24 protein-coding genes and 6 tRNA genes are annotated in these 24,762 nt (G+C 51.6%); 1 reads left to right on the top strand and 29 read right to left on the bottom strand.

Features of this window, described 5'->3' with window-relative positions:
• Position 1 precedes the first annotated feature (1 nt).
• The 23 genes from WFJ73_RS32420 to WFJ73_RS32310 form a co-directional block, all read right to left on the bottom strand.
• Positions 2-988: a gluconeogenesis factor YvcK family protein gene (locus WFJ73_RS32420; RefSeq protein ID WP_336776888.1), complete on the bottom strand. Its 987-nt coding sequence runs from the start codon at positions 986-988 to the stop codon at positions 2-4.
• 12 nt (positions 989-1,000) lie between these two features.
• On the bottom strand, positions 1,001-1,885 hold the full coding sequence (gene rapZ / locus WFJ73_RS32415) for an RNase adapter RapZ (RefSeq protein WP_085982376.1): 885 nt from the start codon (positions 1,883-1,885) through the stop codon (positions 1,001-1,003).
• Positions 1,886-1,926: 41 nt separating this feature from the next.
• Positions 1,927-2,877: an ROK family glucokinase gene (locus WFJ73_RS32410; RefSeq protein WP_336776887.1), complete on the bottom strand. Its 951-nt coding sequence runs from the start codon at positions 2,875-2,877 to the stop codon at positions 1,927-1,929.
• 165 nt (positions 2,878-3,042) lie between these two features.
• Positions 3,043-3,972: a thioredoxin-disulfide reductase gene (trxB, locus tag WFJ73_RS32405; RefSeq protein WP_336776886.1), complete on the bottom strand. Its 930-nt coding sequence runs from the start codon at positions 3,970-3,972 to the stop codon at positions 3,043-3,045.
• Between the two features lie 353 nt (positions 3,973-4,325).
• Positions 4,326-6,071 carry a tetratricopeptide repeat protein gene (locus tag WFJ73_RS32400; protein WP_336776885.1) on the bottom strand — a complete coding sequence of 582 codons (1,746 nt, stop codon included), beginning with the start codon at positions 6,069-6,071 and terminating at the stop codon, positions 4,326-4,328.
• Between the two features lie 135 nt (positions 6,072-6,206).
• Entirely contained in the window at positions 6,207-7,160 is a 954-nt protein-coding gene (locus WFJ73_RS32395) for a ribose-phosphate diphosphokinase (protein WP_336776884.1), read from the bottom strand.
• A gap of 143 nt (positions 7,161-7,303) precedes the next feature.
• A complete protein-coding gene (gene hisJ, locus WFJ73_RS32390) occupies positions 7,304-8,110 on the bottom strand; it encodes a histidinol-phosphatase HisJ (RefSeq protein ID WP_336776883.1) in 807 nt (268 codons plus the stop codon).
• A gap of 25 nt (positions 8,111-8,135) precedes the next feature.
• Positions 8,136-8,837, bottom strand: coding sequence for a bifunctional phosphoribosyl-AMP cyclohydrolase/phosphoribosyl-ATP diphosphatase HisIE (gene hisIE / locus WFJ73_RS32385; RefSeq protein ID WP_336776882.1), 702 nt, complete (start codon positions 8,835-8,837; stop codon positions 8,136-8,138).
• Positions 8,834-9,592: an imidazole glycerol phosphate synthase subunit HisF gene (gene hisF / locus WFJ73_RS32380; RefSeq protein ID WP_132313400.1), complete on the bottom strand. Its 759-nt coding sequence runs from the start codon at positions 9,590-9,592 to the stop codon at positions 8,834-8,836. The genes hisIE and hisF overlap by 4 nt, the downstream gene beginning before the upstream one ends.
• Positions 9,593-9,639: 47 nt before the next feature.
• Entirely contained in the window at positions 9,640-10,263 is a 624-nt protein-coding gene (gene hisH, locus WFJ73_RS32375) for an imidazole glycerol phosphate synthase subunit HisH (RefSeq protein WP_336776881.1), read from the bottom strand.
• Between the two features lies 1 nt (position 10,264).
• Positions 10,265-10,861, bottom strand: coding sequence for an imidazoleglycerol-phosphate dehydratase HisB (gene hisB, locus WFJ73_RS32370; protein WP_336776880.1), 597 nt, complete (start codon positions 10,859-10,861; stop codon positions 10,265-10,267).
• A gap of 45 nt (positions 10,862-10,906) precedes the next feature.
• Positions 10,907-12,193, bottom strand: coding sequence for a histidinol dehydrogenase (gene hisD, locus WFJ73_RS32365; RefSeq protein ID WP_336776879.1), 1,287 nt, complete (start codon positions 12,191-12,193; stop codon positions 10,907-10,909).
• Positions 12,194-12,238: 45 nt separating this feature from the next.
• Positions 12,239-12,883, bottom strand: a complete 645-nt coding sequence (gene hisG / locus WFJ73_RS32360; protein WP_012772162.1) for an ATP phosphoribosyltransferase — start codon at positions 12,881-12,883, stop codon at positions 12,239-12,241.
• Positions 12,880-14,103, bottom strand: a complete 1,224-nt coding sequence (locus WFJ73_RS32355; RefSeq protein WP_336776878.1) for an ATP phosphoribosyltransferase regulatory subunit — start codon at positions 14,101-14,103, stop codon at positions 12,880-12,882. The genes hisG and WFJ73_RS32355 overlap by 4 nt, the downstream gene beginning before the upstream one ends.
• A gap of 316 nt (positions 14,104-14,419) precedes the next feature.
• Positions 14,420-14,950: an acyltransferase gene (locus WFJ73_RS32350; protein WP_336776877.1), complete on the bottom strand. Its 531-nt coding sequence runs from the start codon at positions 14,948-14,950 to the stop codon at positions 14,420-14,422.
• Between the two features lie 4 nt (positions 14,951-14,954).
• Positions 14,955-15,608: a pyrophosphatase PpaX gene (ppaX, locus tag WFJ73_RS32345; protein WP_336776876.1), complete on the bottom strand. Its 654-nt coding sequence runs from the start codon at positions 15,606-15,608 to the stop codon at positions 14,955-14,957.
• Between the two features lie 29 nt (positions 15,609-15,637).
• Positions 15,638-16,600, bottom strand: coding sequence for a prolipoprotein diacylglyceryl transferase (gene lgt, locus WFJ73_RS32340; protein WP_336776875.1), 963 nt, complete (start codon positions 16,598-16,600; stop codon positions 15,638-15,640).
• A gap of 54 nt (positions 16,601-16,654) precedes the next feature.
• Positions 16,655-17,593, bottom strand: coding sequence for an HPr(Ser) kinase/phosphatase (gene hprK / locus WFJ73_RS32335; RefSeq protein WP_336776874.1), 939 nt, complete (start codon positions 17,591-17,593; stop codon positions 16,655-16,657).
• Positions 17,594-17,717: 124 nt separating this feature from the next.
• Positions 17,718-19,112 carry a DUF4179 domain-containing protein gene (locus WFJ73_RS32330; RefSeq protein ID WP_336776873.1) on the bottom strand — a complete coding sequence of 465 codons (1,395 nt, stop codon included), beginning with the start codon at positions 19,110-19,112 and terminating at the stop codon, positions 17,718-17,720.
• Positions 19,099-19,641 carry a sigma-70 family RNA polymerase sigma factor gene (locus WFJ73_RS32325; RefSeq protein WP_336776872.1) on the bottom strand — a complete coding sequence of 181 codons (543 nt, stop codon included), beginning with the start codon at positions 19,639-19,641 and terminating at the stop codon, positions 19,099-19,101. Before WFJ73_RS32325 ends, WFJ73_RS32330 begins: the two co-directional genes overlap by 14 nt.
• Positions 19,642-19,823: 182 nt before the next feature.
• On the bottom strand, positions 19,824-20,945 hold the full coding sequence (locus WFJ73_RS32320) for an ABC transporter ATP-binding protein (protein ID WP_336776871.1): 1,122 nt from the start codon (positions 20,943-20,945) through the stop codon (positions 19,824-19,826).
• Positions 20,946-21,032: 87 nt separating this feature from the next.
• Positions 21,033-22,172, bottom strand: a complete 1,140-nt coding sequence (locus WFJ73_RS32315) for a PucR family transcriptional regulator (RefSeq protein WP_336776870.1) — start codon at positions 22,170-22,172, stop codon at positions 21,033-21,035.
• A 76-nt stretch (positions 22,173-22,248) separates the two neighbouring features.
• Complete coding sequence (locus WFJ73_RS32310; RefSeq protein WP_127498629.1) at positions 22,249-23,196, bottom strand: MraY family glycosyltransferase; 948 nt, start codon at positions 23,194-23,196, stop codon at positions 22,249-22,251.
• Between the two features lie 186 nt (positions 23,197-23,382).
• Between WFJ73_RS32310 and ssuE the strand changes: the two genes are divergently transcribed.
• Entirely contained in the window at positions 23,383-23,937 is a 555-nt protein-coding gene (gene ssuE / locus WFJ73_RS32305) for an NADPH-dependent FMN reductase (protein ID WP_317982266.1), read from the top strand.
• Positions 23,938-24,047: 110 nt separating this feature from the next.
• Here the strand turns inward: ssuE and WFJ73_RS32300 are convergent.
• The 6 genes from WFJ73_RS32300 to WFJ73_RS32275 all read right to left on the bottom strand — a co-directional run bounded on the left by WFJ73_RS32300 (position 24,048) and on the right by WFJ73_RS32275 (position 24,587).
• Positions 24,048-24,123, bottom strand: a tRNA-Lys gene (locus WFJ73_RS32300).
• A 14-nt stretch (positions 24,124-24,137) separates the two neighbouring features.
• Positions 24,138-24,221 (bottom strand) — tRNA-Tyr (locus WFJ73_RS32295).
• A gap of 9 nt (positions 24,222-24,230) precedes the next feature.
• Positions 24,231-24,306: transfer RNA gene (locus WFJ73_RS32290), tRNA-Phe, on the bottom strand.
• 21 nt (positions 24,307-24,327) lie between these two features.
• Positions 24,328-24,404 (bottom strand) — tRNA-Asp (locus WFJ73_RS32285).
• Positions 24,405-24,427: 23 nt separating this feature from the next.
• Positions 24,428-24,503, bottom strand: a tRNA-Val gene (locus WFJ73_RS32280).
• 7 nt (positions 24,504-24,510) lie between these two features.
• Positions 24,511-24,587 (bottom strand) — tRNA-Met (locus WFJ73_RS32275).
• Positions 24,588-24,762: the final 175 nt, after the last annotated feature.

Genomic DNA, 24,762 nt, shown 5'->3' with positions numbered 1-24,762 from the left:
TTCACCTCTTTCTTAACATCCAGTTTTCCACTAATTTATAAATATGATGACTCAGCCGCTCTGCGTCATGACGCAAAAACGTCCGGTACAGCACGAGACGGTCGGATATGATTTCGTATCCCAACCGGTTTATTTCGTCTATATCCAGCCCTACCTGGGTAGAGCCCATTTCCGCATACTTTTCCGCCACCTCCGGCGATATTTCACCATCGTTGACCAGCACGTAATCGAAAAGTTTATGCCCGATATGGTCCTGCACCGCTTTGAGATGATCGCTCACCGAATATCCATCCGTCTCGCCCGGCTGCGTCATTACATTGCAGACAAACAGCTTAACAGCCGTTGATTCCACAATAGCCTTCGCCAGCTTAGGTACAAGCAGATTCGGAATAATACTCGTATACAAGCTGCCTGGACCGATTAGAATCGCATCGGCTTGCTCAATGGCTTCAATAGCCTCCGGAAGAGGCTCTACATTATCGGGCTCTACAAATACCCGCTTAATCTTCTTTCCGGCTTTCGGAATCATGGATTCCCCGACCACTACGGTACCGTCAGTCATCTCGGCCTTCAGCACGATAGCCCGGCCCGCCGCAGGAAGCACGCGTCCCCGCACGGCCAATACCTTGCTAAGCTCTCGGACGCCCGTAACGAAATCGCCCGCAATATCCGTCATCGCAGCCAGCATCAGATTACCCAAACTATGCCCGGCTAATCCGGTGCCGCTGGAGAAACGGTATTGAAGCACTTCCGTCAATAATGGCTCCGCATCCGCAAGCGCCATAATAACGTTGCGGATGTCGCCCGGAGGCGGGATCTGCAGTTCATTGCGCAGTACTCCCGAGCTTCCCCCATCATCGGCGACCGTCACGATTGCTGTAATATCAAGAGGCTTCTCCTTAAGCCCCCGCAGCATCACCGACAAGCCGGTTCCGCCGCCTACCACAACAATTTTTGGCCGCCTTATAATTTTATGCCTATTCTGCATCCAATCACCCCGTCAATGCTTATCGCGGTCAGCATCGCGGTGGCTGACGCGTACCCGTTCCGTATCGCTGCTGCCGAGCATGCGACCCAAATATTCTGCAATCGCAACCGAGCGGTGTTTGCCGCCCGTGCACCCGATGCCGATAACGACCTGGCTCTTGCCTTCTTTGTGGTAAAGAGGGAGAAGAAACTGGAGCATATCGAGCAGCTTGGTCAGGAAGGCTTGCGTCTCCGGCCATTTCATCACATAATCGTACACTTCCGGATTTTGCCCTGTATTCGGACGCAAATGATCCACGTAATGCGGATTAGGCAAAAAACGTACGTCATAAATCAAATCGGCATCGATCGGAATGCCGTACTTGAACCCGAAGGAGGTCACATTCACCGAAAGGCTGTTGTTCTCCAAGTTCGTAAACCGGGAAATAATGCGCTCCTTGAGCTGTGCCGGCTTGATATTGCTTGTATCAATAACCTGCGAAGCCGAGCCCTTCAAATCCTCCAGCATTCTTCTCTCGTTGCGGATGCCTTCAAGCGGCATACCCTCCGGAGCTAGCGGATGACGACGGCGGCTTTCCTTATAGCGCTGGACGAGCACTTCGTCCGTTGCATCCAGGAACAGGATTTCGCAGCTGATCGTGAAATGCTCTTTGATGAAACTTAAAGACTCCGATAAGGCGGTAAAAAATTCACGGCCCCTAAGGTCAATCACAAGGGCTACTTTGCCGATTTTGCCATTCGACTGCTCAATCAGCTCTGCGAATTTAGGGATAAGCACCGGCGGTAAATTATCAACGCAGAAAAAGCCCAAATCCTCAAGGCTCTGTACGGCAATCGTCTTGCCTGCGCCAGACATCCCTGTAATGATAACAAGCTTTGACATCGCTCCCGTTTCCATAGCTGTCCCCTCTCTCCCCATCGTAACGCTGTCCATACTCATTAGGAACGCAAGATAAGACCCGCCGCGCCTACAACGCCCGCGTTATTGCCAAGCGTAGCCGCAACGATCTTTACGCCTTCTTGCGCTTCCTTCTGGGTATACTTCTCGAATACTTCGCGAATTTGGTCGAACAGGAAGTCGCCTGCTTTCGACACGCCGCCGCCGATAATAAAGCATTCCGGATTCAATACGACAGCCATGAGCGCCATCGATTTGCCAAGGTAGTAAGCTGCGCGGCTAACGATACGCGAAGCAACCTCGTCGCCCGCTTTCGCAGCGTCGATAACATCTTTCGCCATAATGTCTTCTACTGTCGACAAGACGGTGCGGTCTCCGCGCTCAACAGCGTCCTTCGCCATGCGGATAATACCCGTAGCGGAGGATACAGACTCGAGGCAGCCCATTTTGCCGCAGCCGCATTGAATCGCTTCCAGATCAGGTACAATCGCGATGTGGCCCAGCTCGCCGGCCATGCCCGCAAAGCCCTCTACGATTTTGCCGCCGATAATAATACCGCCGCCTACGCCGGTACCCAGTGTATAGCAGACGCAGTTATCGATGCCTTTGCCCGCTCCAGCCCATGCTTCGCCAAGCGCGGCAACGTTTGCGTCGTTATTAACGAGAACTTTAACTTGAAGCTCCTTTTCGAGATATTCCTTCAAATGAACATTCTCAATCTTCAAGTTGCCCGAAAATTTCACAATACCGTTCGGGATATCAAGGAAGCCGGCGATTCCTACGCCAACGCCTTCAACTTGCTCCCATTCAAACGGCGATTCGGTCACGATGTTCCGCGCGTACTGCGCAATATTATGAAGGATGGTGTCCGTACCTTTACTCGTTTCCGTCGGCCCTTCGTAAGTATGGAGCAATTCTCCCTCCACGTTACAAATCCCAACTTTAATAGCGGTGCCGCCGACATCGACTCCAACGTAAATCTTCTCAGACATTACTAGTCCACCTCATTAATATGTTATCTACTCTTTAACCAACTATAAGCCAATGCCCTATTCCGGTCAAGATAATCGCCGCCCCAGTGTTTCCCTTGAGCTATATGAAGCTGGCAGGAAAAAGCCCTCTCCGGGAGAGGAAAGGGCCGACTGTTATCTCGCGTATTAATGTGAGCCGACGTTCTCGAGGAACCGTTCGCAATCAAGCGCCGCCATACAGCCGCTGCCTGCCGCCGTAATCGCTTGGCGGTATTTGTTGTCCTGTACGTCTCCGCAAGCGAATACGCCCGGCACGTTCGTCTCCGAGCTGCCTGGCTTGACTTTAATGTAGCCATGCTCGTCGGTGTCGATCTGGCCGTTCAGGAACTTCGTGTTAGGCGTATGGCCGATAGCGATAAAGACACCGTCCGTTTGGATCGTTTCGTCTTCGCCCGTTGCGTTGTTGCGGACTTTAAGGCCGGTAACGCCCATGCCGTTCGCTTCTACCTCAAGCGGCGTACGGTTCAGGCTCCAGCTGATTTTCTCGTTTTCGCGTGCGCGGTCCTGCATGATTTTTGATGCGCGGAGCTCATCACGGCGGTTTACGAGTTCAACATTCGTTGCAAAGCGGGTAAGGAAGTTCGCTTCCTCCATGGCCGAATCGCCGCCGCCGATCACCACGATCTTTTTATTGCGGAAAAAGAAGCCGTCACAGGTTGCGCATGTGCTTACGCCGCGGCCGATATTATCCTTCTCGCCTGGGATACCCAGCCATCTAGCCGAGGCTCCGGTAGAGATAATGATCGTTTCGCCGACAAATTCGCCCTTGCCTTCTACCTGAAGCTTAAACGGACGCTCCGACATATCGACGCTGTTCACCCAACCGGTCATAAACTCGGCGCCGAAACGTTCCGCCTGCTTGCGCATATTCGCCATCAGATCCGGCCCCATAATCCCTTCGGGGAAGCCCGGGAAGTTCTCGACTTCCGTCGTTGTGGTCAACTGGCCGCCCGGCTCCGGCCCTTCGATAACAAGAGGCTTCATATTCGCGCGTGCCAAATAGATCGCTGCCGTGAGGCCGGCTGGGCCGGTGCCTATAATAATGGATTTGTACATGGTTGTCCTCCTAAAAGTGGCTCATTTTTGAGTCGAGATAATGTCGCTACACAAACATAACGTTCTTCCGATCGCTGTTGTCCCCGAATTTCATCATTTCAATAACCGCTTAGCGGTTGAAATTCGGAGGACAAAGGCGAACGCTGCGCTTCTCCAGTACGTTATGTTCGCTCCGCTCACATTCTTCGATCAATAAATTGTAAAATTTTAAGTCGTCCAACCAACGGGTGGCTGGAGAAGGAAAAGATTAGGGCAAACTTATATATCCTTATTATATATAAGTTTGCCCGGGAAAAACAAAACGCACTTAGGGAACCATATCCTAAGCGCGTTTTGTTAATGGACGGGATGCCCTATTCGAGATGGTCCAAGGAGAAAACCGAGCTGATCGATTTCATCTTTTCCTTGATCCCGCATACCTCGTCGATTTTTTTGGCGTTTTTGCTTACGGTTGCGATGGAAACGCCGTAACGCTCCGAGATTTCGGGATACGACGTTGTCCGCCGGTGCATCTTGGCCGTTAAATATTCAAGCGCCGCCGCCCAGCCCTCCGGCTTGGTCAGCTTCGGCACTTCCGGATACAGTCTGGACAGGAACTCTACCCATAGCGTCATCAGATCATACTGCTGCACAAGGTCGAAGCGTTTGTTCACGCGAGACATCGCCGCTTCCACGACCTCCTGCCACTTGTCTTCCCAGACGGGCAGACGGGATGGAACCCGGTTCGGCTCAATGACCGTAGGTTTGCCTTCCAGTACGGCTTGAAGCGGCTCCTGTACGCCGATTGTACGAAGCACAAATACGGCAATCCGCTTCAGATAATCATCTTCTTCCGCTTCGAGCAGGAATGCGCGAAGGACGTCCTTGACTTCATTATCGGCAATCATGCCAAGCGCTTGAATGACCTGCAGCTTCGTATTCTGGTCTCCATGACGGAGTGCCCAGAAGAACGAGGAGCGCACGAGCGGGTCGCGCTTCAAATGCTCGGGAAGCCCATCCGAGGAATTTTCCCACAGCTTGAACTGCTCCTCGAACGGCAAATGATAATGATAGCTTACCGACGCGTTCTGGTCGCCGGATTTGATGAGAGCCAGCTGCTCCATGTAATAACGCGGAATATCCGATTCCGGATCCAGCTTCGCTGCCTGCTTCCACAGGCGCTCCGCTTCCGCATAACGGCCGATATGGCATGCGGCTACAGCGGCGTAGTGATATAGGCAAGGGTCAAGGTTGAGCTCCGCGTCCTTCAGAAGACGGGTGAAATGGCGGTACGCCGCCTCATGCTCGCCCAGAATCCCCATCGTAGTAGCCAGCTTAAAGACATGCTCTTGATGGAACGGAGCCGTTTTGCGCAGCAAATCAAGCAGAGGAGTAAGACTATCTGTATCTCCCGCATGCTGATAGAAGATCCCCAGATTGCAAAGGGCATGCAAATTCCCCGGCTCGAGCTCCAGCGCTTCCCGGATCGTAGCCATCGCTTTGTCGAACATGCCCATATAGTAATAGGCCAGCGCCAAATTATTGCGGGCTGCCAGAAACTCCGGCTGCTCTTCAATAATTTTCTCCAAGATACGAACCGCTTCCGTAAACTTGCCTTCTTCCAGAAGCTTGCGGGCCTGGTCATGCTCGACCATGCCTTCGCGCGCTTTTATATTCGTCAGCGGTGCAGGGCGCTCCAGCTCATACTGGAGAAGCTCCATCATTTCCTCGGCTTCGTCGAGGTATTGTCCGTCCGCGTCTTCCTCCAAATAATGAATGAGTGCGCCTTCCGCTGCTTCGTACATCTCCATGTTGGCATAGTTGTTGGCCATGTAGAAATGGCATTCCGTCATGGTCGGATCCAGCTCATCGACAATCCATTTCAGAATCCGGTTGGATTCCTCATAGTTGCCCATCTCCGACATGATGCCTGCCATGTTACAATGGTTAACCGGATTTTCCGGTTCATACTCCACGGCACGCCGGAAATATTTGAGTGCCTTGTCATAGTGGTAACGATCCAACGAGCGCACGGCCCGCTCGAAAAAGAACGTGGCGTCCCATTGTATCGGTATGATCTTGGCTGTCTGTTCTATGGCTTCACGTTTCTTCTCTTTCACCTGGCAAGGCACCTCCCGGAACTGATTTTCTACGATTATACCATAGCAATGCCTATCCTAACACGAAAGAATATGTGGGAAAATCGCGAACGTAAGGAAAAACGCCCGCGATTTTCTTGTCATTGCCATATTCGATTAAAGCCCGCCGTTTGTCTTGAAGAGGGTGCTGATCGAGCCGCCTTCAATGATAATGCGGGTTGCTTCCGCCAGCAGCGGAGCGACCGACAACACCGTGAATTTATCCGGGCGATTCTCTGGCAGAGAGATCGAATCCGTTACGATAATTTCTTTGATATGAGGATGATTCAAACGCTCAATGGCATTGCCCGAGAACAGCGGGTGAGTTGCGCATACATAGACTTCTTTGGCTCCGCGCTCCTTCAAGCTTTCCACAACGTTGACAATCGTGCTGCCCGTATCGATCAAGTCCTCGATAATGATAGCGGTTTGACCCTCTACGTCGCCGATTACGTGAGTAATCGAGGACTCATTATGCGCAGGGCGCTTCTTGATCATAATAGCAAACGATGTGTCCAGGTTATTCGCAAGCTTTTCAGCCGTGGAAGCACGGCCAGCGTCCGGAGATACGACTACCGGGTTTTCGATGTTCTTCGACTTCAGGTAATCGCTGAGCAGATCAAGAGCTGTCATGTGGTCTACCGGAATGTTGAAGAAGCCTTGGATAGCCGGCGCATGCAGGTCAATCGTGATGACACGGTTTGCACCAACCGTAGTAAGAACGTCTGCCACCATTTTCGCGGAGATCGGCTCCCGCGGTGCTGCTTTGCGCTCTTGGCGCGCGTAGCCGTAGTACGGCATGATGATGTTGATCGTCTTCGCGGATGCCCGCTTCGCTGCGTCAATCATGACGAGCAATTCGACAAAATGCTCGTTGATCGGATGCGAGAACGATTGAACGAGGAACACATCGCAGTTACGAATCGTCTCTTCGTAGTGGACGTAGATCTCCCCGCTCTTGAAACGGGACATTTTGATGGCGCCGAGTGTCAATCCCAGATCACCGGCGATCTTTTGAGCCAATGCGGGATTGGACGAACCCGAAAAAATACGCAACTTGTCGCTAAACATGATACCCTCCTGAGCGTTTTAAACCAAATGATTTGACATGAAGTCCTAAACTTCGCCATAAGGCAAAGCCTTCGTAAATTGCAGGACGCTTTCATACCGCGCCATGCTTGTTCCATATCATTATACATCTAATTTACCATAATTCAAAAATCGACTAATACCAATTTTCGCCGTTCAAAGGTCGCCAGCTGAGAAAAACCGACATCTTTCAACACCGCACGCGCTTGATCTAAATATTGTCCCAGTCTTTCTGGCTGATGCGCATCCGACCCAATCGTGATTGGAATGCTCAATTGTTTGGCGTATTCGAGCATTCTGCGGCTCGGAAACATCTCTTCTACCGGCATCCGGAGGCCCGATGCGTTAAGCTCGATCGCCATGCCGTGACGCTTCACCGCTTCAAGCGCGGCATTCTCCAGATGCGTAACGTCTTCCTCGGGCTTATAGCCGAAGCGTTTGATGACATCGATATGTCCGATGTAGTCGTATAAGCCCGTTGCCGCGGCTTTCGCCACCGCATCGTAATACTGCTCGTACACCTTCATCCGGTTCTTGCCTTCCCAGCCATGGGTCTGACGGAAATCGGTGATGTCCCATTCTCCCAAGAAATGCACCGACCCGATCACATAATCAAACGGATAAGCATGGATGATCGTTTCAATTTTTTCTTCCTGGCCCTCGATGTAGTCGCCTTCAAGGCCGACGCGGACGTCAATCTGGCCTTTATACTTCTCCTTCAGGGCTAGACACTCTTCCACGTACCGCGGCAGCTCCTCCATCGGCATCGCCATTTCCGGGTAATACGTCGCCGGGTCCACATGGAGCAGCGGCATATGGTCAGAAAGACCGATCTGCGCAAGACCGATCTCTATCCCCTTCTGTACGTATTCCTCCAGCGAGCCGACAGCATGGCCGCAGCGGGCGTGATGGGTATGGTAATCGATAAACATGGCATACCGGCCTTTCTCTTAAAAATTATTTACCCGCTTGTTCTCTTCTCATGGCATTGTTAGTCGCAGGCTTGCCGTGGCGGCTTTGAAGCTCCGCCATAACATCGTCAAGAGGCAGGCCGCGTTCCCGCAGAAGCACGAGCAGATGGAACAACAGGTCGCTTGCTTCGGAGCGAAGCTCGTCGTTATCGCCGTTTTTGGCTGCGATAATCGCTTCGGTTGCTTCTTCCCCGACTTTTTTCAAAATTTTATCGAGACCCTTCTCGAACAAATACGTTGTATAAGCACCTTCCGGACGCTCCGCGTAACGCTGCGCGATCACGCCCTCGAGCTCGCCAAGAATGCCGAAGCGGTCGTTGGAGGACGCCTTCGCAGAGTCGGCAGATTTCTCGGCCCCGGCTACTTCAATCTCGTTGAAGAAGCAGGAGTATGAACCCGTATGGCAAGCGGGGCCTTTCTGATCGACGCGTACAAGCAGCGTGTCCGCATCGCAGTCGTACGACATCGAACGGATCTGCTGGGTATGGCCGCTGGTTGCGCCCTTGTTCCACAGCTCATTGCGGGAACGGCTCCAGAACCAGGTTACTCCAGACTCCGCCGACAGCTTCAAGGACTCCTTGTTCATGTAGGCCAGCATCAGCACTTCCTTGCTCTGCGCGTCCTGCACGATAGCCGGAACAAGTCCATCCTCGCTCCACTTGATAAGCTCTGCCAGTTGCTTCATCATCGCACTTCCACGCCTTTCTGCCTGAGATCATCCTTCACTTCGCGGATCGTCATTTCTTTGTAGTGGAAAATCGTCGCGGCAAGGCCCGCATCCGCGTGGCCTTCCTCGAACACATCGGAGAAATGCTCGATCCGTCCCGCTCCGCCGGATGCAATGACCGGAATGCCGACCGAATCCGATACCGCACGGGTCAGCTTCAGATCAAATCCGTCCTTCGTGCCGTCCGCATCCATGCTAGTCAGCAGAATCTCGCCTGCGCCGAGGCGTTCGATTTCGCGCGCCCACTCCAGCACCTTAATGCCCGTCTCCTTGCGGCCGCCATGCGTGAATACTTCCCACTCGCCCCAAGCTTCGTTGTACTTCGCGTCAATGGCTACAACAATGCATTGCGAGCCGAATTTACGGGCACCGTCGCTGACAAGGGAAGGATTCAGAACCGCCGCCGTGTTGATCGCGATTTTGTCCGCGCCTGCACGCAGGATCCGCTTCATATCGTCAACATGGGAGATCCCGCCGCCAACCGTAAACGGAATCGTAATTTCTCCGGCCGTCCGCTTTACGACCTCAATCATTGTGGCACGGCCTTCGACCGAAGCCGAAATATCGAGGAAAACCAGCTCGTCGGCGCCCTCCTGATCGTAAGTGGACGCAAGCTCAACCGGATCCCCCGCATCGCGCAGGTTCACGAAGTTGACTCCTTTGACAACCCGTCCGTCCTTCACGTCCAGACATGGAATAATACGTTTCGCCAGCATCTCGTGCACGCTCCCCTCTCGTTCTTGCTTTTAAAAAACCGATCTATTTATCGCTGCGTTACCGGGCTTCCCGTCAAAGCAAGGAAGTTGCCAAGCAGCTTGATGCCAAGGTCACTGCTTTTCTCCGGATGGAATTGCATGCCGTATACGTTGTCGCGGCCGACAATAGCCGTTACCTGCTGATAGTAATCCGTTGTTGCCAGAAGGTCGCTGGCGACCTCGGGTTTCGCGTGGAAGGAGTGTACGAAGTAGACGTGGCCTTCCTCGAGATCTTTGAACAGCGGGCTTTCCGACTGCAGGAAGCTCAGCTTATTCCAGCCCATATGAGGCACCTTGTAATCGCCTTGGAAGCGGATAACCTTGCCCGGAAGTAGATTTAAGCCCTCGTTTACGCCATGCTCCTCGCTTTGGCTGAACAAGAGCTGCATGCCGAGGCAAATACCAAGGAGCGGCTTGCCTGATGCCGCATAAGCCTTGGTCACTTCGTCCAGCCGCGTCTCGCGAAGATTTTCCATCGCGTCTCCAAACGCGCCAACGCCCGGGAGGATCGCTCCGTCCGCAGCCGCGATAACGGCTGGATCAGCCGTTACAACCGCTTCGTACCCAAGACGCTCCACAGCTTTGCTTACGCTGTGCAGATTGCCCATGCCGTAATCGATGATCGCGATCATGCTACAGCACTCCTTTCGTTGAAGGCACTCCTTGTACACGAGGATCGATGGTAGTTGCTTCGTCGATCGCGCGTCCCAGGGCTTTGAACACCGCTTCGATCATATGATGCGTGTTTTTGCCGTAGTGAACGATGACGTGCAGCGTGATACGCGCTTCCAGCGCAAGCTTCCACAGGAACTCGTGAACCAGCTCCGTCTCGAAGCTGCCCACTTGCGCCGAAGGATATTCCGCTCGGTATTCAAAGTGCGGACGGTTGCTGACGTCGATAATGACTTGAGCCAGCGCCTCATCCATCGGTACGAATACGCTCGCGTAACGCTTGATGCCGCGTTTGTCGCCCAGCGCTTCGCGCAGGGTTTGGCCGAGGCAGATGCCGATATCCTCAACCGTGTGGTGATCGTCGATGTCGATATCGCCGCGCGCTTCCACGGTAAGGTCGAATTGGCCGTGCTTAGTAAACAGGTCAAGCATATGGTTCAGGAACGGAACGTCCGTCTCGAGTTTCGCTTCGCCGCTGCCGTCAACCGCAAAGCTCAGCTTGATGTCCGTTTCATTGGTTTTGCGTGCAATTTCCGCTTTCCGCTTTGTATCCGTCACTTGCAATTCCTTCTTTCTATTATGAATGGTTATGACTGCTGCCTATTAATTGCCTTCCTGCTCCAAACGGATCTGAATGGCGCGGGCATGCGCCTCCAGCCCTTCATGACGCGCAAGCGTCATAATGCTGTTGCCGTTCTTCAGCAGAGCATCCTTGCTGTAGTAGATCAGACTCGACTTCTTCAGGAAATCGTCCACGTTCACCGGCGAGGAGAACCGCGCGGTTCCGTTCGTCGGGATGATATGGTTAGGTCCGGCAAAATAATCGCCAACCGGTTCCGAGCTGTAAGGTCCGAGGAAAATCGCGCCGGCATTCTCGATCAAGCCAAGGAGGCTCATCGGATCGGCCGTCAGTACTTCCAAGTGCTCCGGTGCCAGCTTGTTTACGACGTCAATGCCTGCTTTGATCGATTCCACGAGCAGAACAGCGCCATAGCTGTCGATGGATGCCCGCGCGATCGCTTCGCGCGGCAGGGTGGCAAGCTGACGTTCCACCTCGGCGGCTACCGCTTCCGCAAGCGTCTCCGAAGGCGTTACGAGGATTGCCGAAGCCATCTCGTCATGCTCCGCCTGCGACAGCAGGTCGGCCGCGATATACGAGGCATTGGCGCCTTCGTCGGCCAGCACGACAATCTCGCTTGGGCCTGCAATGCTGTCGATGTCAACGGCGCCGAATACCGTCCGCTTCGCCAGCGCGACATAGATGTTGCCCGGTCCGCAAATCTTATCGACCGGAGCAATCGTTGCCGTGCCGTAAGCGAGTGCGGCAATCGCTTGCGCGCCGCCGACCCGGTACATTTCCTTCACGCCAGCTTCCGCAGCGGCTACGAGAATATACGGGTCGATGCCTTCCTTGCCGCCGGTTGCAGGCGGTGTCACCATTACAATTTCCGGCACGCCGGCTACTTGCGCCGGAATGACGTTCATCAGCACGGACGACGGGTACGCCGCCTTGCCGCCGGGCACGTATACGCCGACCCGCTTCAGCGGCCGGAGAATTTGCCCGAGCATTGTACCGTCCGGCTGCAGATCCATCCACGAGTTACGCATCTGCTTCTCGTGGAATACGCGAATGTTCACGGCTGCCTCGCGGATCGCCGTGAGGAACGCGGCGTCTACCTTCTCATACGCCGCGTTGATCTCCTCCTGCGTCACGCGAAGCGACGACGCGTCAATTCGGACGCGGTCCAGCTGTTCCGTATAACGCAGCAGCGCCGAGTCCCCCTCCGCCTTGATCGCTTCGACGATCTGACGGACCGTTTCATTTTGCTCCGGCGATCCGTACTCCACCTCGCGCTGCAGCCCAAACTGCTCCGCCTTCATTATCCGCATAAGCTATCGTCCCCTTCCTCACCTTTATCCCTTATATCCAGCGTGTTAGACCTTAGCCGCAATCGTATCCTGCAGGCGGTCGCACAAGCTTTGAATCGCTTCGTTCTTCATCCGGTAGCTGACGCGGTTCGCGATCAGACGGCTTGTAATCGGGAATATCGGCTCCATCTCGACCAGCCCGTTCTCGCGCAGCGTCTGACCCGTTTCCACCATGTCAACGATGCGGTCAGCCAGACCGATAAGCGGAGCCAGCTCGATCGAGCCGTTCAGCTTAATGACTTCCACCTGTTGACCCAGCTCGCGGAAGTATTGCGACGCCACGTTCGGATACTTGGTTGCAACCCGCGGATTAATAACCGGCTTCCAATCCGCTAATCCGATAACGGACATGCGGCATTTCGCGATACCCAGATCCAGAAGCTCGTAGACGTCCTTATTTTCCTCCATGAGCACGTCCTTGCCTACAATCCCGATATCGGCTACGCCATACTCCACGTAAGTCGGTACGTCAACCGGCTTTGCCATAATAAACTCCATGCCTACTTCCGGAAGCTCAATAATCAGCTTGCGCGTATCGTCGAAGTCGCTTGGGATCGGCAGACCCGCTTCACGGAACAGCTTTGAAGCCTGCTTATAGATGCGGCCTTTCGGCATCGCAACCTTTAGAATGTCTTTTTTCGCTTCGCTCATTGCCCGCTGCCTCCTGTCGCCTTATCCACGCCGCCGATGTACGGCAGTCCCTTCGTATATACCACGCCTTTATAAGTAAACGAACCTGCGTCAAGCTCTTTCCAATCCTCTACTGTCATACGCTCCGTAATAACGGCTGTACCCTGCTCGCGAAGCTGCTGTGCCGCCGCCAAAGCCGCTGCACGGCCTTCGCCGTCATAACCGATCAGGACGCGCGTAGTGCCCGTTGTGTCCTCTTCAGCGCCTACCAGCTCCAGAATACGCGTTGTCTTCAGCGCGAAGCCCGTAGCCGGTGCCGGACGTCCGAATTGGCTGAGCAGATTGTCGTAGCGTCCGCCGCTTGCCACAGGGAAGCCAAGATCCGCCGCATAACCCTCAAACGTCATGCCGGTATAGTAGGAGAAATCGCCAATCATCGTTAGATCGATCAGTACATGCTCGCAAACGCCGTATGCCTTCAGCACATCCCAGATCTCGCATAGATGGCGGATCGACTCCTGGGCAGTCGCATCAGCGCTTAGCTGCAGCGCCTGCTCGCAGATCTCCTGGCCGCCGCGCAGACGAAGAATTCCTTCCAGCTCGCGTTGAACCGGCTCTTCCAGCTTAAGCCCGCGAAGGCTTTCCCGGTATCCGACATAATCGCGGTTCAAGAGACAGGATTTCAGCTGCTCCTGTGCTTCCTCGCGTCCTGCCAGCGTCTCTTCGAACAACCCGTTCAAGAAGCCGACATGGCCGATTGCGATTTTGAACCGGTCTACGCCTGCCGCCTTAAGCGAAGCGATAGCCAGTGCCACCACTTCCGCATCGGCTTCCGCGGACGCATCGCCAACGAGCTCTACCCCCGTCTGGAAGAACTCCGCCTCGCGCCCCGACTCCTCTTCAATCGAACGGAATACGTTGCCGTGATAGGACAAACGAAGGGGGAATTGCGATTCCTTCAGCAGCGAGGATACAACGCGCGCAATCGGAGCTGTCATATCCGAACGCAGCACAAGAGTTGTACCCCGGTTATTAAGCAGCTTGAACAGCTTCTGATCCGATGTCGAGCTCGCGACGCCCACTGTGTCGTAGTATTCCATTGTTGGAGTAATAATTTGTTCGTAGCCCCAGCCTTTCATGCAGGCCAGCACATCGCGTTCAATATGGCGGAGCTTCGCTACCGCGCCGGGGAGATAATCTTTTACGCCAATCGGCTTCTCAAAAACTTTAGGTTTGGACATTTCTACTCACCTTCAGATACTTTAATGTATTAAAGTGCTACCATGTTACCATGCTACCAAAATAAAATGTTAGTCGTAATATTAGCATGAACATCGACTTCCGTCAAGGCGAACCGGCTCCACCATCCTAAGGTGGAAGAGCGCGTTTAAATCCGGAGAATTCTAAGCCGTGTTTATAAGAGAACTTTTAAACGCTTAGAATTCAAGATAGCTGGATACGTCCTCCAAACGAAATATCCAGCAAGAAAGCCCCGCTATCCGCTCTCTCAAGAGATGCGAATAGTGAGGCTTTTCCCCTTTGGACCGATGCCGGCCGCTATGATCTCAGCATGACCCGCTTATCTTCATCCTTGTGCTCTCCGGCGTCCGTCCGCCTGATCTCCCGAATCGGATTGCCGCCTACAAACGTATTCGCAGGTACATCTTTATGAACAACCGATCCCGCTGCAATAACGGCATTATCCCCAATCGTCACACCGGGCAAGATCGTGGAGTTGGCGCCAATCATTACATTCGAGCCAATCTTCACAGTGCCGAGCCGGTATTCCTTAATTAAATATTCATGGGTCAAAATCGTTGTATTGTAGCCGATTATCGTATTGTCCCCGACCTCAATCCGCTCCGGAAAGAAAACATCTACCATCACCATCAGCGCGAAAGCCGTCTGCTTCCCAACCTTCATGCCGAGAATATTGCGGTAGATCCAATTCTTCACCGTCAGTTCCGGACAGTAGCGTGCCGCCTGGATAGCGATAAAATTACGAACCGCCTTAAACCGGCTAACCGTTCGGTACATCTGCCATAGGGCATTAGGGCCCTCTACCGGATAACGCTCCACGTTCCGCACAAGGCTATCGCTCCATTCCCGCGAATGCGTACAACTCGCGCATATCATCGATGATATACTGCGCTCCGTTCTCCTTCAGCAGCTCTCCGCCCTTAAGCGACCAGGCTACGCCAACGGGAATAACGCCCGCTTCCTTGGCGGAGATCATGTCGACGGCGCTGTCGCCGATCATAATCGTTGTGGCCGGGTCCGCGTTCAGCATCTCCAAAGCCATAAGAACCGGCTCCGGATGCGGCTTCGGATTAGCGACATCGTCCACCGTAACAAACGCGTCGACATAATCGTACAGCCCGCAAAACTTCATTCCCCGTTCCGTCGACATCCGGATCTTGGTTGTAACAACGCCAATCCGAATACCTTGCTCATGCAAGTTCTTCATGACCTCGTTCGTGTAAGGGAATGGCCGTAGCAGCTCGTCATGAAGCTTTGTATTTACCGTACGGTATGCCTTTATCAGATGCCCGACATCCGTAAGACCCGTAAAGTTCTGAAATTGCGCTTCAAGCGTAAGACCCATGCTCGGAATAATATGCTCTCTCCCGAAGTCCTCGGATACCAGACCTTTCAGCGATTCCATAAAAGAGCGGATAATCAGCTCGTTCGTATCCATAATCGTGCCATCCAGATCGAATAGCATCGTTTTGATATTGCTCGTCATGCTAGCTTCACTCCTACTGCTGTTAAGACTTACAGGTTGTCCGTTTTTGCGTCGGATACAGGCGCCGATGTTTCCTTCGTGGAAACAATCGGATCGTTGTAACGGACGGTTGCCCATCCATTTACTCGGCGGACAACGATAAAGATAACTGCCGCAATAACGAGCAGCACCGCAAGCAATTGCGAGATCCGTACATCGCCATACGCCGGATCAAGGAAGCCTTGTTCGAAACCGAACCAAGTCATTGGCGTCCACAGAGCATCCATAAGGGAACCTAGTGCTCCCGGACCCTGGAAAGCCAAGCTGTCCGTACGCATGCCTTCAATGAAGAACCGTCCGATCGAGTACCAGATGAAATAGATCGCTACAAGTTCACCGGCACGAAGGAATTTCTGACGGCGGATGACAAGCAGAATAATAATGCCTACCAGGCTCCACAGCGATTCGTACAAAAAGGCAGGGTGGTGATAGACGCCTTCACTGGCGACATACATTTGCTTCACGATGAAATCAGGCAGGTGCAGCGTATTCCGCAGGAAGCTCTCGTCTACCGGACCGCCGTAGGCCTCCTGATTCATGAAGTTGCCCCAACGGCCAATCATTTGGCCGGCAAGCAGTCCGGGCGCGCATATATCTACCATCCGCCAGAACGAATATCCTTTATAACGGAAATAGAAAAACCCGCACAGAAAAGCTCCGATCAAGGCGCCGTAAATGGCAATCCCGCCATTCCAGATTTTAAATACGTCCACGAAATTGTTCTTGTACTCATCCCAAGTGAACGCCACATAATAAATTCTCGCGCAGATCACGGCCGACGGCACGCCAAGCAGCAGAAGATCCATGAAAAACTCCGGCTTAATGCCGAATCTTTTCCCTTCCTGTACGGCGAGCAGCAAGCCAACCAGAGCCGCCGTACCGAGTATGATCCCGTACCAACGCACATGAATGTCCCCGATGGAAAATGCCGTTGGATCAATTAACAGATTCATTGTTCCGTACTCCTTCTATAATAGGTCTATTCTGCTTTGCCTTTACTCAAGCGATCAATCGAAATCATCCGTATCTTCGGCAATCGTCTCGGTCAGCTTATTCGTAAATTGCAGAGCGGCGTTATAGCCCATCCGCTTCAGACGGAAGTTCATGGCCGCAACTTCGATAATGACTGCCAGATTTCGGCCGGGGCGAACCGGCACCGTTACGAGCGGTACATCCGTATCAATGATTCTTGTCTTCTCTTCATCCAGGCCAAGACGGTCATACTGTTTGTCCTGCTGCCAGTTCTCGAGCTTGATAACAAGCGTAATCCGTTTACTAGTCCGTACTGCACCTGCACCAAACAGCGTCATCACGTTGATGATACCCAAGCCCCGAATCTCAAGCAGATGGCGAATCAGCTCCGGCGCGCTGCCGAACAGCTGCCCGTCGGATGTCTGGCGAATTTCTACCGCATCATCGGCAACAAGGCGATGGCCGCGTTTGACCAACTCAAGCGCCGTTTCGCTTTTACCGATGCCGCTTCCGCCCGTAATAAGCATGCCTACGCCGTATACGTCTACCAGAACGCCGTGAATCGTTGCGGTTGGAGCAAGCTTTTTCTCCAGGAAGTCCGTAATCCGGCTCTGCAGGATCGTTGTCGCCACGTTACTGCGAAGCACTGCGATTTGCGTCATGTTGGAGTACTCGACCAGCTCATCAGGTGCCTCGAGTCCCCGAGTCAAAATAATACACGGCGTATTCTCGTGACACAGCTGTTCAAAGCGGCTTCTGCGTTCTTCGCTTGTCAGCGTGCTGAGGAAAGTAAGCTCCGTCTTGCCGAGCAGCTGCACCCGCTCATGCGGATGATAGTCGAAATACCCTGCCATCTCTAGACCCGGGCGATACAGATCGTCAACCAGAATTGAACGCTTCAAGCCGTCTTCGCCGGATACGATCTCCATCGAGAAATGTTGTACTAGCTCCGATACTTTTACTTTCTTAGCCATCGAACGGCCTCCTCACTTGCGTTCCCAATTAAGTTATATGAAGGGTGTAATCCTTTACCAATAGCTTCATCGTAAAGGAAAAAAGCGCCGAACGCAACGTTTCTCCGTCGCTCAGCGCTATTCGTCATTTTATAGCCACGTTCACGGGTTGTTCGACATATCCCGGGTATTGATACAGTTCAAAAGTTAACGGCTGTTTATACGGTTTGTCTGGAATAGTGTAGTAAGCTTCGTATGTTCCCCCCGACCCATCAACATCCCCTCTCGAACTGCTTTGTATGCCATCACCTTCTTTTAACATAAACTCCTCACCCGTTGCGTCATGAAATGTCGCCTTGTAATTAAGCAGCCAATAACCATACCCCTGTTCCGGCTTACTTAAACGCTTTGCTTCAATTGATAATTTGATCCCTGAAGTGGTTGCCTTTACGCTCGTTAATTGGATTCGGTCATCCGGTGTTTCCAATGTTTCTCCGGTTTCTGTATTAATAACGAACTTCTGTCCTTTTGGCGAAAGAAGCAGTCCATCCGCTACCAGGCGAAGATGCTGCGGCTTCTCAAAATAATTACTCTGGAACGTAAGCGTAGTAGTATCATCGTCCAGCATCCCGAAACCGCCTTTTGTCTCCCAGCGGCGCCCCTTTTCATCAACGAGAGCTAATTGAATAAAATGATTGGCGCGCATTCGTGAATCCGGTACTTTCCGGATCGTTACAGATGCTTGTAACGGTGTAACAAGTGCTTTTTCAATGATGAATTTTTGTCCGCCTATATCAATGCTCTTATTTAATGTGATGTCTTCCCTTAATTGCTCAAATCGGCTCCGATCCACTGTAATATCTACTTCATGCCATTCACCGCCGAGCTTCAGGCTAAACTGGATTTCGCTCGGGACAGGAACGCCGTCCACCAACATAATATCAATCATGTCATGGATACTATTCGCAGTATCCGGTTGTGTCTCGGTCTTTCCGATACTGTAATAATTGCTTCCTATCATGGCTTCTAATGGACTCCCATTACCGTCAGCGATTTTGTATTCCGTTCCAGAAGCATCTTTACTAATCTCCGGCCCCTCAGCGGTATAAAAAATGACAATCCGCTGCTGATCGGCCATAATGCCATCCACCTTCAGCGTATAACCATTCTTGCTAACTGATTTGTTGACCGGCTGAATAAACTCATGGTTCATTGCGCTTGTCAGCGTGGAATCCCCTTGGATTAACTCAACAACTCCATTCAAACCCGGTATCTCGCGCATCAGCTCCGCAAAAGCAGGGGATACCCGGATACAAGCAGTAAGAAGAACCAATGCACAGGCTGCCGCTGCCGCCATCTGTAGCGTCAGTCTGCTTCTTTTCCTTCTCTTTAGCTGTACTCGTCCTTTCTGCACGCCCAGTCTAACCGCTGCAGCAAAGGATTCATCCGTAGCCTCGTCTAATATCCGTTGTACCGCCGCCTTATCCCCCTGTAAAAGCTGATCCAATCCCTGTTCAAGCTCCGGCTTACTCCCACTCAACCTTCATCCCCTCCTTGCCGTATGCGTTATTTGCCCTTAATTGCTTCAGAGCTTGATGAAGCCATGTCCGAATCGTTCCGTCCGGCTTCTCTAGCAGTTCGGCAACCTCCGTAATCGTCATATCCCGGTAGTACTTCAGTACAATGACCATTCGGTATTTGGAAGGCAGCTTTTGCAACTGAACCGCCATATCCAATCGATCAATGCCATGCTCATCAGCCGTTTGAGCATCTCGTTCCAAAAGTTCGTTGCGTAGTGGGCGTTCACGGAACCGTTTTTTACGCTCATCGAGACACACTCGGATAAGAATCCTCGTAACCCAAGTCGTAAAAACCTTCGGGTCCCGTAGGGATCGACGTTTATTCCATACCCGGACGGTGGTTTCCTGGATGGCCTCAAGCGCATCGGTCTCATTACGCATATAAGAATAAGCAATGCCGTAGAGGCGGCTCTGATCCATTTGAATACGTGCAATAAGCGCATCGTCGTCTCCTTTTATTGCTGCCGCCGCATATTCATCTCTGTCCATAGTCCCTCCCATTCCAATTCACATGTTTCGTTATGTATTAGACGCTTGAATGTCTATTTCGGTTTTTTTATTTTTGAACAATGCAAAAAACCTCTATTGGACTGTCCTATAATGAACAGACCCAATAGAGGTGAAAAAGGCCGCCCCCCCAAAGGGGGACGACCTTGTTGTAAAAGTAAGAATTAGTTCTCGAAAATGTTCAGCTCGGACTCTTTGTCGAACATATGAACTTTGTTCATGTCCAGAGCAAGCTTAACAGTGGAACCGTCACGCAGAGTCGAACGGCCGTCAACGCGAGCGATTACTGTGTCGGAACCGATACCGTTCAGGTACAGGTACATTTCGTGACCCAGGTTTTCAGCTACCTCAACGTTAGCATTAACGATTGTGTTAGCGGAAGCTTCCAGGAACACTGGCTCTTCGTGAAGATCTTCCGGACGAATGCCCAGGATTACTTCTTTGCCGATGTAACCTTTGGAGCGAAGAGTAGCTGCTTTGCCTTCAGGCACAACAACGTCAACGCCAGTTGTTTTGAATTTCAGTGTACCGCCTTGATCAGTCAGCGTACCTGTGATGAAGTTCATCGAAGGAGCGCCGATAAAGCCAGCTACGAAGATGTTTACCGGGTGGTTGTACAGCTCTTCAGGAGAAGCTGTTTGTTGAATGAAACCGTCTTTCATAACAACGATACGGTCACCCATTGTCATTGCTTCGATCTGGTCATGCGTTACGTAGATTGTAGTTGTTTCAAGACGTTTAGTCAGCTTGCTGATCTCAGCACGCATTTGACCGCGAAGTTTAGCGTCCAAGTTGGAGAGTGGTTCGTCCATCAAGAATACTTGTGGTTCACGAACGATAGCGCGTCCCAAAGCTACACGTTGACGTTGACCGCCGGAGAGAGCTTTTGGTTTACGATCCAGCAAATGCTCGATATCAAGAATTTTAGCAGCTTCACGAACGCGTTTGTCGATGTCTGCTTTTTTGAATTTACGAAGTTTAAGACCGAACGCCATGTTTTGATAAACGTTCATGTGCGGGTACAACGCGTAGGATTGGAATACCATCGCGATGTCGCGGTCTTTCGGTGCTACGTCGTTTACGACGCGGTCGCCGATGTACAGCTTACCTTCGGAGATTTCTTCAAGACCTGCGATCATACGAAGAGTTGTCGATTTACCACAGCCGGAAGGTCCTACCAGTACCAGAAACTCTTTGTCCTTAATGTCAAGGTTAACATCAGTTACCGAAGCTTTGTCGGAACCCGGGTATTTTTTGTAAATGCCTTCTAAACGTACGCCTGCCATTTGAATGTCCCCCTAAAAGAAAATTTCTTATGGGTATATCTTATCTCACAGGCCCGTTTGTGACTATGCACATACTTTACAAAAAAACTAATTCCTTTTCGTAACTTTGTACAATAGTAAAATTATTTTGACTAAAACAGCATCTCGGAACTGACGGACATCCAATCCGGTTTCCTGTTTCAGCTTATCTAAACGATATAATAACGTATTCCGGTGAATATAAAGTTTCTTTGCGGTTTCGCTGACATTGCAGTCAAGCGAGAAAAAGGTCTCCAGGGTTGCAAGCATCTCCGCCTCGACAAAAAGCTCTGTGCGTTTAAGCGCGTGCTCCAGGTATCTTGAGCGCTGAACCTCCGGAATAGCGTTAAGCAGTCTCTCCAGCTGCAGCATCCACGGAAGATGAATGCTTGTCCCTACATGGAACTTGCGGCCGAGGTTAATCGTCTCTCGAAGCAGTACGGTTGTCTCCACGATCCCTTTGGCCGGACTTACCGGATGCGCAACGGCCAGATGGCATTCGCCGATCCATTCGCTTGCCAGCATCTCATGCAAGCCATGACAGATAGAAGTCAAACTGTCCTCAACCGTTTCTTCGTCTTCATCGTCCATAAATTCGCTGTCGGCTTCTTTTAATAGGGAGACAGGTCCCCAGATCAGCCATTCTTGATTTTTTAACGGGATAAGCAGAATATCCTCGGCAAGGAATGAGCGCAGAAGCTTCTCAAGCTCCGGGTAGGATGCCTGCTTGCCGTTGGTGTATTCCGTTACTAATAAGAAAGGAATCATCTCTGCGAACAGCTTGCCGCCGGCCGTCAGATGATCGGGAATCGAATACGAAGGCTCCTCCGATTCAAGCTGCTGCTGAATCCACTCGCTAAGCTTTAAGGCGAATGATTCGCTTTCGGAAAGAGTACTCGGCTTGGGGGCCAGCTGTAGAGCTTGATTCAATTGCAGGGTCCAAGTAATTAACTCCGCCTCTGCCTGCTTCAGCTCCCCATCGATTTCTAATGTTTCCACCGCATTGCCCGACACTTTTACAACAATCCATGTCCTTCCGTTATTCGCTGCGCGATTGCCTTCCGATATCTTATCGCGGTTATCGTCGTAAGCCCAGCTTGTATCCGCTTGCTGCACAAGGCCCTTCCAGTCCGATAATGAGAACGTAATGAACCGAACCTGACAGTTCAAAATGTGCTGCAGCGGGGTTAACCAATCTGTCGTGCTCATTTTACATTACTCCAATCTCCAGCTCCAAGAATGACGCTTTATTTTTCGTCATTGTAACACAAAACCACTGCTTGGTTCAGCCTTTCATTACGAGCAGCAGGATCGAGAGCAAAGAGAAGAGCGCTGCAATCAAATACATAAAGGAGACGGTCTGCACCTGTGTCAGCCCCCAGCGCATCAAGGCATGATGGGTATGCAGCTTATCCGCCTGATGCAGCCCCTTCCCGGTAGCGAGCCTGCGGAGCATTACGATTACCGTGTCCAGAATAGGCAGGCCTAGAGCAAGCAACGGAACGAGTATCGTGATAAAGGTTGCTTTCTTGAATGCGCCATCGATGGCGATAACAGCAAGCGTATAACCCAGGAACGTTGCTCCGGCATCCCCCATAAAAATCCGGGCAGGATGGAAGTTATAGATCAGGAAGCCGATACAGGCACCGCCGATAATGATTGCTGTTACTCCAATATCCCCTTGTCCTTTAATGAGGGCGGTAACAAACAAAGTCATGGAGGAAAGCGTGCATACTCCGGAGGCAAGTCCGTCAACACCGTCAATGAAGTTGATCATGTTAATAAGGGCAAATACCCAAATGATCGTACCAAGCGCGTCAAACCACACCGGGAAGCCGACAAAGTGGCCATTAGCCGGATTCATGATGCCGTCCATATGTATGCCGAAAAACAGCGGAATCATCGATACGCCCAAATAAATAATGACCCTAGGCCAGATCGGAAAATCCTTTCCCTTCGACTTGGAAGCATCGTCCATGAGTCCGATGCATACAAGCAGAGCCCCGCCGACCGTAATGCTTAAACTCAGTGGCGTTATACCCTGAAAAGCAATAATCGTAGCCACGCATGCCACATACAATGCAGCTCCACCCATTAGAGGAATAGGTCGATTATGAATTTTGCGCCAATTCGGCCGGTCTACAATTCCGTATTTAAGTGCTATCTTCTGCATAACGGGTACAAAAACAATCGTCAGAACAGCGCTCATACCTACAGCCAGCCAGTACGTCATTCGAATGTTCCCCTTCGTCTGTCACATCAATTGTTATAGCTTTCAACATTGTTCCCTACCATGAGGAAAAAAATGATTAAAATCTTTCCCGGCAGCGTTATAATGTGTTTGACGACTGGAAATTCTCATGTTAGGATTAATCCATAGTTTACATATCGGAATTTATATAATTAAGGAGTGGATAAGATGTCTCAAGTTGTTATTTTGTCCGGAAGCCCTAATCCCGGATCCCGTTTAGCAGGTATTACGCAATATGTGGAATCGCATCTGTCGGAAAAAGGCATATCCTTCAACCATATTACGGTGGCCTCTCTTCCAGCTGAGGACCTTATCCATGCGCGTTTCGATAGCCCGGCCATTGTTGAAGCAGCTGCCATTGTTGAGGCTGCAGACGTTGTTATCATTGCAAGCCCGGTGTACAAAGCATCCTTCACCGGCGTACTTAAGACCTTCCTGGACCTGCTCCCGCAAAAAGGGCTTACCGATAAATTCGTTACTCCTCTGTTCATCGGCGGTACTATTGCCCACTTGCTCTCGATCGACTATGCGCTTAAGCCTGTTCTTTCGTCGCTTAATGCCAAGCATTTCGGCAGCGGCGTTTATGCCATTGACTCGCAAATCGCACGTATCGATGCCGGCGTAGGCGAATCGCAGTTTGAACTGAATGAAGACCTTAAACAACGCCTGGATGCTTCCGTGGCCGAGATTGTTGAAGAACTACGTATTCGCAAAATTAAATAATCAATGAAAATAAGCCTGATGGATATGTATCCCTCAGGCTTTCTGTATTTGCTGTATAAAGCATTAAAAAACCCGCAGACCGAAGTCTACGGGTTGAACGTTTGAATAAATGGTGAGCCATGAAGGACTCGAACCTTCGACACCCTGATTAAAAGTCAGGTGCTCTACCAACTGAGCTAATGGCTCTCAATAATGAGAAGTGGTGGAGGGTGATGGATTCGAACCACCGAACCGTTAGGAAGAGATTTACAGTCTCCCGCGTTTGGCCACTTCGCTAACCCTCCAAAAGCAAATGGTGGCTCGGGACGGAATCGAACCGCCGACACGAGGATTTTCAGTCCTCTGCTCTACCAACTGAGCTACCGAGCCTTGCATTATGGACAAAAAAAATGGCGGAGCTGACGGGATTCGAACCCGCGGTCTCCTGCGTGACAGGCAGGCATGTTAGGCCTCTACACCACAGCTCCATGAATTATTGCAAAAACATATATGGTGGAGGCTGAGGGGATCGAACCCCCGACCCTCTGCTTGTAAGGCAGATGCTCTCCCAGCTGAGCTAAGCCTCCTGATATATGGTAGCGGCGAAGGGGATCGAACCCCCGACCTCACGGGTATGAACCGTACGCTCTAGCCAGCTGAGCTACACCGCCACGCTTGTCCTACTAGTGTCACTTACAGTCCGTAGGAATACTGTAAGATCAGAGCATTGCGCCCTGAAAACTGGATGCGAAAGTGTAACTCTTAAGACTTTAGGATAAGCCCTCGACCGATTAGTATTCGTCAGCTCCACACATTGCTGTGCTTCCACCCCGAACCTATCAACCT

Source organism: Paenibacillus sp. MMO-58 (assembly GCF_037146255.1).
In the GTDB taxonomy this organism is placed as follows: domain Bacteria; phylum Bacillota; class Bacilli; order Paenibacillales; family Paenibacillaceae; genus Pristimantibacillus.
The sequence above is the reverse complement of the archived record's forward strand: the minus strand, read 5'-3'. Positions and strand labels throughout refer to the sequence as shown.